This is a genomic window from Roseateles amylovorans (assembly GCF_025398155.2).
GTDB classification, from domain to species: Bacteria; Pseudomonadota; Gammaproteobacteria; order Burkholderiales; family Burkholderiaceae_C; genus Roseateles; species Roseateles amylovorans.
This window is the reverse complement of record NZ_CP104562.2, coordinates 5,757,609-5,771,892: the sequence shown is the minus strand read 5'-3', so window position 1 is coordinate 5,771,892 and position 14,284 is coordinate 5,757,609. Positions and strand designations below refer to the sequence as shown.

Genomic DNA, 14,284 nt, shown 5'->3' with positions numbered 1-14,284 from the left:
TCGGCCTCACTGCCCCTTGAACAACCCCTGAAACTGCCTCGACACCGGCAGCTTCTCCTCCGAGCCCTTCAGGCTGAGCTGCATGGTGTTCTCATCCACCCGCGTGGCGCTGGCGACGAAGCGGCTGTTGACCACCACCGACCGGTGGACCTGCCAGAAGATCTGCGCATCCAGCTCGGTGAGCAATTCCTTGAGCGCGGTCCGGATCCAGGCCTCGCCGTCGCGGTGGACGACGCGGGTGTAGCGGCTGTCGCTCTGGAAGAAGAGGATGTCCTCCGGCGGAATCAGCTGGATCTCGCGGCCCTGGCTGGCCTGGATCGGGCGCATGGTGGGCCGATGTGCCGGCAGCAGTTGCCGCAGCAGCTCCAAGGTCGCCGTTGGCAGCGACGCGGCTGCGGATGCGGTGGGCGCTGCGTCTGTGGCGTCGGCAGCCTCCGCCACCTGGGCCTGGCGCTGACGGATCCGCTGCAGGCATTGCTGCAGCCGTGCGTCCTCGACCGGCTTGAGCACGTAGTCGACCACGCCGGCATCGAAGGCCGATAGCGCATGGTCGCCGTAGGCCGTCACGAACACCACCTGCGGGGGCTCGGCCAGTTGCGCCAGTCGGTGGGCGACCTCCAGGCCCGACAGGCCCGGCATCCGGATGTCCAGGAAGCACAGGGCCGGTTCTTGCGCCAGGCACTCGTCCCAGGCGTCCACCCCGTTGGCGCAGGCCGACACGATCTCCAGCTCCGGCGCCAGCCGTTGCAACGCCGCGCGCAGTTGCTCGCGAGGGCCTTCCTCGTCGTCGGCGATCAGGGTGCGAATCATCATGGCGTGGTGGGTTCGTGAGCGGGACGGGTCGGGGCGGCGTCGATGGAGGGGACCGGACCAGCGGCCGGGCGCGTGTGAGGCAGCGCAGCCGCAGCTTGATCACCGACCAATGCGCCGTGGGACGGCTGCAGCGGGAGTTCGATCCAGGCCAGGCAGCCCGGCGAGGCGCGCTCCAGGCCGAGCTGAGCCGCCGCACCGAACTGCGCCTGAAGGCGCTCGCGGGTGTTGCTCAGGCCCAGGCCGTCGTAGGCGTCGGGCGTCAGGCCCTGGCCGCTGTCCTCCACCTCCAGTCGCAGCAGGCCGCCTTCGCCCGCATTGGCGCTGGCCGTCATGCCCACGCGAATCGCCACATGGCCGCCTCGGAGACTGGGTTCGATGCCGTGGGTGATGGCGTTTTCCGCCAGCGTCAGCAGGGTGCCCGGCGGCAGGCTGGCGGCGGTGATCACGGGCTGCGTGCCGGCCTCAAGGTCCACCGACCAAGTCAGCCGCTGACCCAGTCGGGCCTGCATCACCTCCAGATAGCTGCGCACGATCTGCAGCTCCTGCTCCAGCGGCAGCCGCTCCTGGGCAAACATCGGCAGCGTGGCGCGCAGGTAGCGGGTGAGCGAGCGCAGCATCGGGCCGGCGCGCTCATCGCGGGTGTCCACCCAGTGTTGCAGCGAGGCCAGGGTGTTGAACAGGAAGTGCGGCTGGATCTGCGCCGTGGCCAGGCGCTGCGCCATCGCGATGCGCTCCTGTTGGGCGTCCAGCTCGCGCAGCCGGGATTCGATCTGCTGGGTGCGGTAGAGCGTCAGGAACCACCAGGAGGTCATCATCAGGCTCATCCCGCCGATGACGAACGGCATGCTCTCCATCACCTGGGTCTTCCATCCCAGCTTGCTCAGTGACACCTGGGTCGTGGCGATCGCCACCCCGGTGGCCAGCGACACCAAGTTGTAGCGGGTGCGCGTTGGATGGCGCCACAGCCAGCGCGCCACCAGCAGCCCGAGCATCGAGACAGCGATGACGCTGATCACCACGGCCAGGGCGCTGCCCGGCGGCAACTGGGTATAGAAGATGGCCACGATCAACACGACGTTGGTGTAGACGTAGCAATCGATCGCGGATGACCATCCGGTGCCGCCCGCCCTCGCCAGTTCGGCGGCGGTGAACACGCGTCGGGGACCGGGGAAGATCCACTGAGACCAATGGAAGCGTGGGTTGTCGGCCATGGCGCTGCGAAGTGTCATGAGCCCGAAGTCTAGGCGCCCACGGCGGCCGCCACGAGCGCCTGCGGCGAATGGCGGAAAGGCGCGACGAATGGCACCGCACAGCCGCCCGGCAGACCCGGGACGGACTCAGGCGCTGGGTGAAGTCGATCAGCAGAACGACTCGCCGCCGACAAACACCTTCAGTTGCCCCGGCTCGATGGCGCACCACGGCTCGCCCCGGGTGAGCGGTTCGGTCGCGACGATGGCGATGCGGTCTGTGTCGGTATTCCGGGCGGCCAGGTCGATGGTGAGGTCTTCATCCTGCAGCGTGACCGGCCCGAACGGCGGCTGGCGCAGCAGGTAGTGCAGTTTGGTGGAGCCGTGGGCCCACAGCGCCTGGCCGTTGGACAGCAGCATGTTGAAGGTGCCGTGCCGGTTGAGCTGCGGCAGCAGCTCCCGCAGGGTGTGGTTGAGTTCCTCGATGGCCGGCATGTCCGCATGGGCTTTGGCCAGTTCCTGCATCAGCCAACAGAAGGCCTGCTCGCTGTCGGTCTGGCCGACGGGACGAAAGGCCGCATGCAGCCGCGGCGCGAAGCCCTTGAGATCGCCGTTGTGTGCAAAGACCCAGTAACGGCCCCACAGCTCCCGCACGAACGGATGGGTGTTCTCCAGCGATACCACGCCCTGGGTCGCCTTGCGGATGTGGGCGATGACGACGTCGCTCTGGATCGGATAGCGCTTGACCATCTCCGCCAGCGGCGAGACCCGCGCGCTGTGGTGATCGACGAAATGCCGCAGTCCCCGGCCCTCGAAGAAGGCGATGCCGAAGCCGTCCTTGTGCTCATGGGCCCGGGTCGCCAGGCCGGTGAAGCTGAACATGACGTCGGTGGGGCGGCGGGCGTTCATGCCCATCAATTGACACATCGGTGGCTGCTCCGTCAGGTCATGCGTGGGGAGATCGCTTGATCAGGGGGCTGCGGCGGCCCCCGTCATTCCAGGAAGAGCCGGGTCAGGCCCTTCAGGCTGACCAGGTTGCCGGGATTGCTGGTCTCGTTGAGCACACCGCTCATCCGGGCCAGCAGCCGCGGGCTTTTCTGAGCGCGCCAGATCAGCAGGTCCGCCAGCCAGGGGAAGCGGTTGACGCGGTTGCCGCGTTCATAGAGGTCGTACTTCGGCTGGAGGCTGCGCAGCGCGGTTTCGTAGGTGGCACGGACACGGGCATCCTCGGCGCCGTGGGCCAACACCGCTTCGGCCGCGAGCAGGCCGGTCTCCATGGCCTTGCCGATGCCTTCGCCGGTGAAGGAATAGGTCGAGCCAGCCGCCTCGCCGGTGACCAGCAGGCCGGGGCGCGTCCAGCGCGCGCCCTTGAGGGTGCAGCGCAGTGGGGCGCCCTTGAGATCGCCGATCAGCTCGCCCTCGGCCATCAGGCGCTGGGCCGGCGGATAGTGGCGGACGAAGGCATCGAAGATCTCGCGCAGGTTGACGTCCTTCTTCTGGCCTTTGCCGGCCAGGTCGCGGTGGCTGTCGGTGACGCCCACGCCGATGTTGAAGCTGCCGTCCGGCGCCGGGAAGATCCAGCCATAACCCGGCTGGACCGGCTTGCACCAGACCACTTCCAAGGCCTTGATCTCGCCGACCATCGACGGCGCGCGCACATAGCCGCGCAGGGCCACGCCGCTGGGCGTGTGGCGCTCACACATGCCGGCAGCGGTGAGGGCCTTGGGCACGGCGCCGGTGGCCAGCAGGACCCAGTCGGCCTGGATCTCGCGGGATTCGCCGTTGACCGTGAGGCGGGCACCGCAGACGCGGCCCTGGGCGTCCTCCAGCGGGGCGTCGAAGCGGGCGGGGGCGATGAAGCGGGCGCCGGCTTCCTGCGCGCCGAGGTTCAGGATCTCATCCAGCACCTTGCGCGGCAGCACGGCGAGATGCCCCGGCACGTCGATGCGGCCGCCCCGTGGCCCGATGCAGCCGACATGCGCGGCGCGCTGGGCCCGCGCCATCACCCGGTCCAGCAGGCCCAGGCGCTCGAGCGCCTGATGGGCGTCGGGGATCAGGCCGTCGCCGCAGACCTTGTCGCGGCCCAGGGGTTGCTGGTCGACCATCACCACGTCCTTGCCGGCACGCGCCAGCCAGCGCGCGGCGGCGCTGCCGGCGGGGCCGGCGCCGATGATGAGGACTTGGCAGGAGACGGGCCAGGAATCGGCAGACATAGGACTTGGTTCTTCGGTTCGTGAGCCCGTCATTCTAGGGAGCGTCCATCGGCTCGCCACCACTGGAACGTCCAGACGAAAAAAAACGGGAGGGTCTCCCCTCCCGTTTGGTGCCGTTTCAGACGAGGCGCATGAAGCGCGGCGTCTCGGAACGCGTCTTAGAACGAGTAAGTGGCGCGCAGGTAGTAGGCACGGCCGGTGGCGTCGGCGTAGCGCGAATCCCAGCCACCGCCCTGGAACAGATCGTCCTGGTTGGTGTAAGGCGGTTCGCGATCGAACAGGTTGCGCACGCCCAGCACCAGCGACAGATCCTTGCGCGGCGACCAGGTGCCGTACAGATCCAGGGTGGTGTAGGACGGCACGCGGGCGTGGGTGCTCGGATTGAAGTCGGAATAGCCCGACTTGTAGCGCATGACGGCGCCTGCACCGAACTGGTCATAGCGCCAGTTGGTGGTCAGGTTGTGCTGCCAGCGGAACACCGGACCGGATTGGCCGTAGGTGCCCACGTTCTGGACCCAGTAGCCGTCCTTGAAGTTCTGGAACTCGTACTTGGCCACATACGTGCTGTTCAGACCGAAGTCGAACTGGCCCGCGCGGGTCGACAGACGGTAGGCACCGGTCAGGTCGAAACCGTTGGTGCGCACCTTGCCCAGGTTCAGCAGGGTCTGGTCGACATAACCGCACTGCGGGCCGGGGCACACCAGGCTGGACAGGGACAGCGTGTTGCCGGCGGCGAAGTGGAAGTACTTCTGCAGCTCGGGGTAGTCGTTGTAGTTGTTGAACAGCGCGAACTGCGGGATCGAGCCGATCGAGTCCTTGATGCCGACCCACCAGAAGTCCACGCCGATGCTGGCGTTGGCGATCGGTTCGACCACGATGCCCAGGGTCGCCGTCTTCGACTTCTCGGGACGCAGGTTGGGGTTGCCGGAGTTCATCACCTGGAACTGGGCTTCGCACTGCGTGCCGTTCTGGCCATCCGGGCACAGCACCGGGTTGGCGTAGCTGCCACCGGTGTTGGTGAACGAGCTGTTGCCGTACAGCTCATACAGCGTCGGTGCGCGGAAGCCGGTCGAGGCCGAACCGCGAATCAGCACTTCCTTGGTCGGCTGGAAACGGAAGCTGACCTTGGGGTTGGTGCTGCTGCCGAAGTCGTTGTACTTGTCATAGCGCAGCGAACCGGTGATGTCCAGGGACTTCAGGACCGGCACGTTCAGCTCGCCATACAGCGCGCTGACCTTGCGCGAGCCTTCCGAACGGAAGTCCGGATCGACGCCGGTGGAGGCCACGACTTTGGTGGCGAACTCGGAGTCGGCCGCCGATTCGAACTTCTCGTGGCGGAACTCCACACCCAGGGCGAGCTGAGCCGGACGACCGGTCTTGAGCCAGTCACCCAGGTCACGGCTGGCGTGCGCGCTCAGGTTCTTGACGGTGCCGGTGGCGTATTGCAGTCGGCCATTCAGTGCTGCGTCTTGCAGCAGCTTGCTGCCTTCTGCAGTCTGGTCGCCAAACGGGTTGATGATGCCGCGCAGCAGGCCTTCGCCGATCATGTCGCCATTCGCATAGCCGCTGATCAGGTACTGGTCCACCTTGTTGTGGTTGTACGAGGCGGCCACGGCGTAGTCCCAGCCCAGGGCGTTGCCGTCGGCGGTCAGCATCAGGCGGTTCTGCGTGTTCTTGTTCATCTGGCCGCGCGACCCGTTGGGGAAGTCGCGCCAGTAGACATACGCATAACCCGGCTGCACGTTCGTGGGGGTCGCGAAAGCGCTCGACGGGTTGTTGAACGGGCTGCCCGCCAGACCGTCGTCGAAGTTCGGGTTCAGTGCGGCATTGGTCGGGTAGTAGGCGGTACCCGGGTTGATGACGTAGCCGCCGTAAGGCACCGGCGCGATGAGGGTCGTGACCTTGTTCTGCGTGGTGAACAGTTCGGCGCCCAGCGTCAGGCTGTCATTGACCAGCAGGCTGCCCTTGAGCATGCCGGAGTAGGTCTCGGTCTTGGGCTGGAAATCGACGAACGACGCAGTGACCAGCTTGCACTCGCCACCCGAATTGATCATCTGGGTGCCCGTGCAGGCCGTGCCGGTCGGGTTGTAGAAGGTCGAGTTGTCCTGGGTGTAGTTGGCCGGCGCGGTGCTGTAGGACAGGCCGCCAGGGAGTCGGCGGTTGAAGTCGCGCTGGGTGCCGCTGATGGCGTCCTGCTTCTTGTAGCTGACGAAGCCGAAGACGTTGAAGCCCTGTTGCTGCAGGTCGCCGTAGCCGAAACCCGCGTTCAGGCTGCGGTTCTTGCCGCCGGACTTCTCGGGCGAGTCATAGCCCACCGTGATCGAGCCGCCCTGGTAGTTGGACTTGGTGATGAAGTTGATCACGCCGCCGATGGCGTCGGTGCCGTACAGCGCGGAGGCGCCGTCGCGCAGCACTTCGATCCGGTCGATGGCGGCGAACGGGATCATGTTCAGATCAGGCGCCGAACCGTCCACCGCGTTGTTCGCGATGCGTTGACCGTTCAGCAGGATCAGCGTCTTGTCGGCGCCGATGCCGCGCATGTCGGCGAACGAGGCACCGCCGCTTCCGGAACCGATGGACTGTGCCGTGTTGGACGAGGCTTGGACGGCCGTCAGGTTGGCCATGACCTGTTCGACGGAGGTGATGCCCGACTTCTTCAGGTCATCCATCTTCACCACGGTCACCGGGACGGCGGTTTCGGCATCGATGCGCTTGATGGCCGAGCCGGTCACGACCACGCGCTCCAGCTGGGTTTGTTCCGTGCTCTGGGCCAGCGCCGGGAAGGACGCGGCCGCAATGGTGGCGGCGACTGCCAGGCTCACCGCGTTCAGCTTGTACATCTACAACTCCTAGAGAGGGTTTCCGGCCCGATTCCCTGCGTCGATCCGACGGTCGGGGAGACCAAAAAAAAGGCCCCGCAGAGGTGCGAGGCGTGGCCAAAGTTTGCAGACTTTTGACACCAACGATGGGACTCGGTGCGCAATGCGTTCGGTTTGGGCTGAACATGGCTGAAAACATCAGAAAACAAGGGTTTACACCCAGGTAAATACGCGCATTCGGTCGTACGGGCGCCACATTCCTCACGCTTTACAGCTGCTTTACTCGTACGGTTAAGTCGGACATTCCGCCTGCGTGGCGGCCCATGCGGTAAGCCGCTCCACATGACTTCCGTTATCTTTTTGCAACGATTTCGGACACCCTCCGCCCCCACAGAACTTTACGTAGTTGTCTTCACAATCAAGTACTTAGCGCAGGTCGGGTCCGCTCCCCTCGGACGGCTCAGATGTCGCCTGCTCCACATGGCTGACACATGCGTCTTGACAGACCGTCCCCCTAGAGAGTTCCCGTAGAGCCTCCGAACAGGCCCCGTTTCCACAATCGCCGCACCTGTCGTTTCGATGACGCCGCCCGACCCGGGACGGCGCGGTCCAGCGAAGCGGCATCCGTGGTTTCACAGGCCTCGTCCCCGTTCGGAGAACTCATGCATCAACGTTCCAAGCTATCGATTGCCGCCCTGCTGGCGCTGGGAGGCCTTTCCGGCTTCGCCCAGGCGCAGCAGACTTCCCAAGCCCCTCAACAGATCGAACGTGTCGAGATCACCGGCTCCCGCATCCGCCAGATCGACACCGAGACCGCCCAGCCGGTCGAGAAGATCACCGCCGAGGCGATCCAGCGCAGCGGCCTGGTCTCCCTGGGCGATGTGCTCAATCAGCTCACCGCCGCCGGCTCGCCCGACTTCAGCAAGGGCTCGGTGCTGACCTCCAACCGGGAGCAGGGCGGCCAGTACATCAACCTGCGCAACCTCGGCTCCCAGCGCCTCCTGGTGCTGGTCAACGGCAAGCGCTGGACACAGTCGGTGGACGGCTATACCGACATTTCCACCATCCCCGCCGCCTTGGTGGACCACATCGACGTGCTGAAGGACGGCGCCTCCTCGATCTACGGCTCGGACGCCATCGCCGGCGTGGTCAACGTGGTGCTCAAGAAGAGCATGGACGGCGGCAAGATCAGCCTCTACTACGGCGCCAACGAGAAGGGGGACGGCCAGACCAAGGACGCCTCGGTCGCCTACGGCGTGAGCAACGAAAAGGGCTCGCTGATGTTCGCCGTCAGCGCCAACAAGACCGATCCGGTCTGGGCGAAGGACCGCGCCATCACTGCGGCCTCCTACGGCTCGGATGCCGACCGCTATCCCTATTCCTTCGGGACCAGCGCATGGGGCCGCATCCGCCAGGTCAATCCGACCACCGGCACGGCCACCGGTTTCAACCAGATGGTCAACCACACCGGGTCGTACCTGGGTGACGGCACCGGGTCGGCGTCCAACGTCTCGAGCAACTATCACGCCTACTCGTCGAGCAACTTGGACGACACCTTCAACTCCAGCAGCCAGATGATGTTCCAGGCCGCGAATGAGCAGAAGTCGATGTTCGTGAAGGGCAACCTGGAGTTGAGCCCGGTGCTGCGCTTCAACAGCACCGCGATGTTCTCGGAGCGCAAGTCCACCAGCCAGGTCGCGGGTTATCCGCTCAACAGCCTGAGCCAGCCCAACTATCCGGTCTACATCGACAAGGACAGCTACTACAACCCGTACGGCAACCAGGCTGCGGATGTGGCAGCGGGCGCCGGTCAGGACCTGTTCTTCTACCGGCGCACGATCGAAGTGCCGCGGGTGACGGTCAACAACAACCGCACCACCCATCTGGATGCCGGGCTGGAGGGGGATTTCAGCCTGCTGGGCAATCCGTGGAACTGGGACGTCGGTGTCAACTTCAGCAAGCAGGACGGCACGGTCACCAGCACCGGCAACCTGAACCTGGCGAATCTGAAGTCGGCGCTCGGCCCGTCGTTCAAGAACGCCAGTGGCGTGGTGCAGTGCGGCACGGCCGCCAATCCCATCCCGCTGACCCAGTGCGTGCCGTTCGACATCCTGGGCGGCCCGTCGGCCTCGACCCAGGCGGCGCTGGACTATGTGATGGCCAAGCTGACGTCGGAATACGGCAGCTCCACCCGCAGCGTCACGGCCAATGTCTCCGGTGAGCTGTACAAGCTGCCGGCCGGCAACATCGGCGTGGCAGCCGGCGTGGAGTACCGCACTCAAAGCGGCTTCGACCAGCCCGATGAGTTGGCCCACTCCGGGCTGTCCACCGACCTGGCGGGCAATGCCACCTACGGCAAGTACTCGGTGAAGGAGGGCTATGTCGAAGTGAATGTGCCGCTGCTCAAGAAGGTACCGCTGGCGGAACTGCTGAGCGTCAACCTGGCCTCGCGCTATTCGGACTACAGCACTTACGGCAGCACCACCAACAGCAAGGCCAGCTTCATGTGGAAGCCGGTCACCGACCTGCTGACCCGCGGCACCTTCGCGCAGGGCTTCCGTGCGCCGCCGCTGGGCAACACCTTCGGCGGCGGCCAGCAGTCCTTCGACACCTTCGTCGATCCGTGCGACACGGTCAACGGCGCGGCGAAGAACGGCGGCGACGTGCTGGCGCGATGCATCGCGTCGGGCACCAGCTCGAGCTATCGCCAACTGGTGCAATCCGGCAGCGTGGCCGCTTCCACCGGCGGGCAGAGCCTGTATCCGTTCAACGCCAGCCTGGGCAACAGCACGCTCAAGCCGGAAAACGCCAAGACCCGCACCCTGGGCCTGGTCTACAACCCGTCGTGGATGCAGGGTCTGGACCTGGGCCTGGACTGGTACCGGGTGACGGTGAAGAACGCGATCTCGTCGCTCTCGGCCAGCTATGTGCTGAACCAGTGCTATGTGCAGGGCGTGAGCGAGTTCTGCTCCGGCGTGACCCGTGATGCCAACGGCCAGGTGGCCACCCTGTCGCGCGGCTATGCCAACCTGGGCGAGCTGGAAACCTCGGGCGTGGACCTGAGCGTCAACTACCGCTTCCCGAAGACGGCCTACGGCCAGTTTGCGATCCGCACCGAAAGCAGCTTCGTCACCAAGTACCGTCAGAAGAGCACGCCGACGGCGGACTGGGTCAGCTATCTGGGTGAATACGGCTACAACCGGCTGAAGTCCAACCTGTCGTTGAACTGGGGTTATGGCCCCTGGGTGGCGACCTTCTCCAGCCGCTACTACAGCGCGGTGAAGGACAGCTGCTGGGACACCGAGGACACCTCCACCTGCACCAACCCCACCGGCAGCGCCAGCTGGGGCGAGGGTGCCGGCTACAACCGTCAGGGCGCGGTGTTCTATCACGACCTCAGCGTGGGCTACACCTTCGGCTGGAAGGGCCAGTTGCTGGTCGGCGCCAACAACGTCTTCGACAAGAAGCCGCGTGTGGTGCTGAACGCCAACTACAGCGCGGGCGGCAACTCGTCGTCGTCGTCGGTGGATCCGGATGTGCCGGTCGATCGCTACCTGTGGGTGCGGTACAACCAGCCGTTCTGAGCGTTCTGAGCGGTCAGATCGCTCCAAGCGTCCGATGACGCCGGAGCGTCCAGCCTGGATGCAGACGCCCGGATGTCGACGCTGAGGACTCTGCCGGACGGCTCATCCCCCGGACCGCCAGGTCCGACGAAAAAGGGCGCCCCGAGAGGGCGCCCTTGTCATGTCCCGGTCTGCTTCAGATCAGCGTGGCACCGGCGACCGCCACCGTGCTGACCATCGGCTCGCTGACCGACGACCGGACCGCCTCGCTCACAGGCTGTAGCGCAGGCCGATGTAATAACGCCGGCCGATCGCGTCGTAGATGGACGCGGTCTCCGCGCCGGTCACATTGCCCGGCAGACCCGAGATGATGGGCGCCGGCTTGGTGTTGAGCGCGTTGTCGATGCCCAGGTAGATCTGGGTGGACTTGCCCCACGAGTAGCTGCCTTGCAGGTCCAGGTAGTACTTCTCCTTGACCGACGCCTGGCTCTTGGTGGGGATGGTCACCCAAAGGTCTGGGTTGTTGAGGAAGGTGTCGTCCAGGTGCGACTTGCCGATGTAGGTGGTCGTCGCGCTCAGGCCGAACGGGCCGATGTTGTAGCCCAGGTTCAACAGCCAGCGGTTCTTCGGCTGGCCGATCTCGCCGTCGAAGCGGTCGATCTCGGCATCCGGCGTCGGCTTGTTGTAGGCCTTGCGCATGTAGGTGTAGGACAGGCGCGCATTCAACTGGCCGCCGGCCAACTTGGTCGCATAGGCCGCCGTCAAGTCGATGCCTTCGACGAAATCGCCACCGGTGTTGGCATTGGTCTCATTGATGAACTCGAGCGAGCCGGCGCTGTTGGCGCCCTGGTCCGTGGGGCGGCGGGTGATGTACTGGCAGTAGCTTGCATCACCGTTGTAGCACTGGGTCAGCGCGTACTGGCGTCCCGGGGTGTTGATCGCGTTCTTGACCTTGATGCGGTAGTAGTCGGTGGTGATGGACAGGTTTTTCACCAGATCGCGGGGCGTGATCACGAAGCCCAACGTCAGCGATTGGCCCTTCTCAGCCTTCAGGTTGGGGTTGCCGCTGTCGAAGCCGCTGACGCCCTGGGCATCGGCCTGGTTCAGGGTGAATTCCCCGTTGGCAGCGACGTTCGCCGCCACGCCGGGATTGGCCAGGCAGCGAGTGGCGCGCGTGCTCTGCTCGGCGGCGGTGACGCCTTGGCAGGGATCGATCAGGCCGGTCGGGAAGGTCTGGCTGGGCGCCTGAAACAGCTCGCCGATGTTGGGCGCCCGGGTGGACACCGCATAGCTGGCGCGCACGCGGAAGGTGTCGTTCACGCCCCAGTCCAGACCGCTGTTCCAGCTGGTGGTGTTGCCCACGCTGGAATAGCGTCCCTGACGGACGGCGGCGGTGGCATCCAGTGTCTTGACCGCGGGCAGGTTCTTCAGCAGCGGGAAGCGGCCTTCGAGGAACACTTCCTTCACATTGAAGCTGCCGGCGGTGTTGGGCAGGGCGTTGCCGGCATTCAGACCAGTTTGCGTCAGTGCGTCGAATTCGGTGCTGGAGGACTCACGGCGATATTCCGCACCCAGCGCCACGCCGACCGGACCGGCGGGCAGTTCGAACGGTTCGCCGCTGAGCGAAAAGCCGGCCAGCGCCTGGGTGGTCTTGGTATTGAGCGACGACGGCGCATGCAGATACGCTGCGGCACCCGGGCTGAGCGTGTTCGCGCCGAACACGTTGGCCGGCACGCAGCCCTGCGCGCGGGCGACCGGGTCGATACAGATGACCTCGGTCGTATTGCCGTTGTTGTTGGCGTCGTTGACGTCCTGCATCACGGCCAGCGCGTTGCGGAAGTTCACGACATTGACCTGACCGGTGCCGGTCTGCCCTTCCTTGGTGAAGCCGTAGCCCGCGTAGGTGTCGTAGTTCCAGTTCTTGCCGATCTCGCCCTTCACGCCGCCGATGATGCGCACCGTGTCGCGATCGGCCTTGTTGCCCCGCAGCGCGATGTCGGACATCCGGCGGGTGAAGCTGAAGTCCTTGAGGCCATCGCCGTCCCGGTCCAGGGCATTGTTGTAGATGGTGTCGGGCACCAACGGGTTGCGGACCCTGACGCCGTTGACGAAGTTCTCGGCCGGGATGAAGCCGCTGTCGAGAATGTCGGTCGATGCCAGTGCGAAAGGCTCCAGCCGGGTCTTGGTCTTGGTCGAGGCGTAGTTGCCTTCGAAGAAGACCGTGTGCTTGTCGCTCAGGTTGAACTCGCCCTTGGTCGCCAGCATCAGGCGGTCGGTCGGGATCGCAATGGTGCGGTAGGCCGAGCGGTCGTAGCCGGTGGCACCGACACCGTCGCCGTTGGGGCCGTTGGTCGAGACGGGGATCTGGTTGCCGTTCGGATCGAAAGTGAACGACCGGTTGGCGTTGAGGGTGGCGTCGCGGAAGGTGAAGGTGCCTTGCGGCGCGAAGCTCGAATAGAACGGGCGCAGCGGGGTGAAGATGTCAGCGGGTTCGCCAGTGAAGCCGGACAAGGTGTATTGGTCGACCGCAGAGAAGCTGCGATCGCGCGAATACACCGCACCCTGCTTGGACGCGGACAGGTTGAACATGAGGTTGCCGCGGTTGTCCGGGGCGTTCATGCCGAAGGTGGCGCTGAATTTCCTCTTCCTGTCGTCGCCTTCCTGGCTCTCGCCGACCTGAGCGTCCAGGATCATGCCCTGGAAGTTGCGCTTGAGGATGATGTTGACCACGCCCGCGACCGCGTCGGAGCCGTAGGTCGACGAGGCGCCGCCGGTCATCACTTCGACGCGTTCGATGAAGTCGGTGGGAATGCTGTTCAGGTCGACCGAGCTGTCACCGGGCACGCCCGACACGTACCGGCGGCCGTTCACCAGCACCAGGGTGCGGTTGGACCCGAGGTTGCGCAGGTCGATGGTGGCGACACCGGCGCTGGAGGTGGAGAAGTTGGAGTTGGTGCGGCTGATACCGGGCGTGCCAAACACCGGGTTCTTCAGCAGCAGGTCCTGCAGGTTGGCCACGCCGGAAGCGCCGATTTCCGCCGCCGTGATCACCTGGATCGGCGCCGGCGATTCGGCATTGACCGACAGGATCCGGCTGCCCGTGACCTCCACCCGTTCCAGGGTTTGCTGAGGTGCAGGGGCTTGCTGCGCCAGGACGGCGCCGGAATACACGCCGAGACACGCCAGGACGGCGGTACTGATCGAGCCACGCTTGAACATGTGAGCACTCCTCGGAAGGGATAACGATGGCACCGCCGCAGTTGCCCGTACTTGTTCTGCAATCCGTCCGAGATATGTCTGGACGGACGATTCGATCGGCTGCGACGGAAACGTTTGAGGAGTGTTTGTTAACAACTGCGACACGCGCGGGCGGGTTCCTACCAATTGAGGGTTGGTGCATCTGCCGGAATCACTGCGCAACGAGAGAAAAGGCTTGTCACGCCAGGAAAATCACGCCTCCCGGGGGCCGAAGCTAGGGTTTCCGCGACCCTGAATTGAGTGATATCCCTGGTGACTTGTCATGGTTCGAAGTGGCCCTGCGGCAACACGAGGTCACCAGGTCTGATGGCCTCCGTCAATACGTCATACATCCAGGTCAACCGGGTCGGCGGCGGCATTCATATACATGTCCGCCTCATGAATGCCTAGCTGTCAACTTTGACTGCACCAAAAGCGGACTTTTGCACCAA

7 protein-coding genes are annotated in these 14,284 nt (G+C 65.1%); 1 reads left to right on the top strand and 6 read right to left on the bottom strand.

Annotated features, from left to right (window positions below):
* Positions 1 to 6 precede the first annotated feature (6 nt).
* The 5 genes from N4261_RS23865 to N4261_RS23845 all read right to left on the bottom strand — a co-directional run bounded on the left by N4261_RS23865 (position 7) and on the right by N4261_RS23845 (position 7,053).
* Positions 7 to 813 carry a LytR/AlgR family response regulator transcription factor gene (locus N4261_RS23865; RefSeq protein ID WP_261757727.1) on the bottom strand — a complete coding sequence of 269 codons (807 nt, stop codon included), beginning with the start codon at positions 811 to 813 and terminating at the stop codon, positions 7 to 9.
* Complete coding sequence (locus tag N4261_RS23860; RefSeq protein ID WP_261757726.1) at positions 810 to 2,042, bottom strand: sensor histidine kinase; 1,233 nt, start codon at positions 2,040 to 2,042, stop codon at positions 810 to 812. The genes N4261_RS23865 and N4261_RS23860 overlap by 4 nt, the downstream gene beginning before the upstream one ends.
* Positions 2,043 to 2,171: 129 nt before the next feature.
* The gene (locus N4261_RS23855) at positions 2,172 to 2,927 is read right to left on the bottom strand and encodes a class II glutamine amidotransferase (RefSeq protein ID WP_261757725.1); all 756 of its coding nucleotides are present in this window, start codon (positions 2,925 to 2,927) and stop codon (positions 2,172 to 2,174) included.
* Positions 2,928 to 2,992: 65 nt separating this feature from the next.
* Positions 2,993 to 4,213 (bottom strand): NAD(P)/FAD-dependent oxidoreductase, encoded by a 1,221-nt coding sequence (locus N4261_RS23850; RefSeq protein ID WP_261757724.1) that lies wholly within the window; start codon positions 4,211 to 4,213, stop codon positions 2,993 to 2,995.
* Between the two features lie 158 nt (positions 4,214 to 4,371).
* Complete coding sequence (locus tag N4261_RS23845) at positions 4,372 to 7,053, bottom strand: TonB-dependent receptor (protein ID WP_261757723.1); 2,682 nt, start codon at positions 7,051 to 7,053, stop codon at positions 4,372 to 4,374.
* A 641-nt stretch (positions 7,054 to 7,694) separates the two neighbouring features.
* Between N4261_RS23845 and N4261_RS23840 the strand changes: the two genes are divergently transcribed.
* A complete protein-coding gene (locus tag N4261_RS23840; protein WP_261757721.1) occupies positions 7,695 to 10,616 on the top strand; it encodes a TonB-dependent receptor plug domain-containing protein in 2,922 nt (973 codons plus the stop codon).
* Positions 10,617 to 10,865: 249 nt separating this feature from the next.
* Here N4261_RS23840 and N4261_RS23835 read toward each other — a convergent pair whose 3' ends face one another.
* Positions 10,866 to 13,814 carry a TonB-dependent receptor plug domain-containing protein gene (locus tag N4261_RS23835; RefSeq protein WP_261757720.1) on the bottom strand — a complete coding sequence of 983 codons (2,949 nt, stop codon included), beginning with the start codon at positions 13,812 to 13,814 and terminating at the stop codon, positions 10,866 to 10,868.
* Positions 13,815 to 14,284 lie beyond the last annotated feature (470 nt).

What these genes read in the sequence shown, in the direction of transcription:
- N4261_RS23835 (WP_261757720.1), bottom strand. Translation starts at nt 13,814, where the DNA reads ATGTTCAAGCGTGGCTCGATCAGTACCGCCGTCCTGGCGTGTCTCGGC.
- N4261_RS23850 (WP_261757724.1), bottom strand. Translation starts at nt 4,213, where the DNA reads ATGTCTGCCGATTCCTGGCCCGTCTCCTGCCAAGTCCTCATCATCGGC.
- N4261_RS23845 (WP_261757723.1), bottom strand. Translation starts at nt 7,053, where the DNA reads ATGTACAAGCTGAACGCGGTGAGCCTGGCAGTCGCCGCCACCATTGCG.
- N4261_RS23865 (WP_261757727.1), bottom strand. Translation starts at nt 813, where the DNA reads ATGATGATTCGCACCCTGATCGCCGACGACGAGGAAGGCCCTCGCGAG.
- N4261_RS23840 (WP_261757721.1), top strand. Translation starts at nt 7,695, where the DNA reads ATGCATCAACGTTCCAAGCTATCGATTGCCGCCCTGCTGGCGCTGGGA.
- N4261_RS23860 (WP_261757726.1), bottom strand. Translation starts at nt 2,042, where the DNA reads ATGACACTTCGCAGCGCCATGGCCGACAACCCACGCTTCCATTGGTCT.
- N4261_RS23855 (WP_261757725.1), bottom strand. Translation starts at nt 2,927, where the DNA reads ATGTGTCAATTGATGGGCATGAACGCCCGCCGCCCCACCGACGTCATG.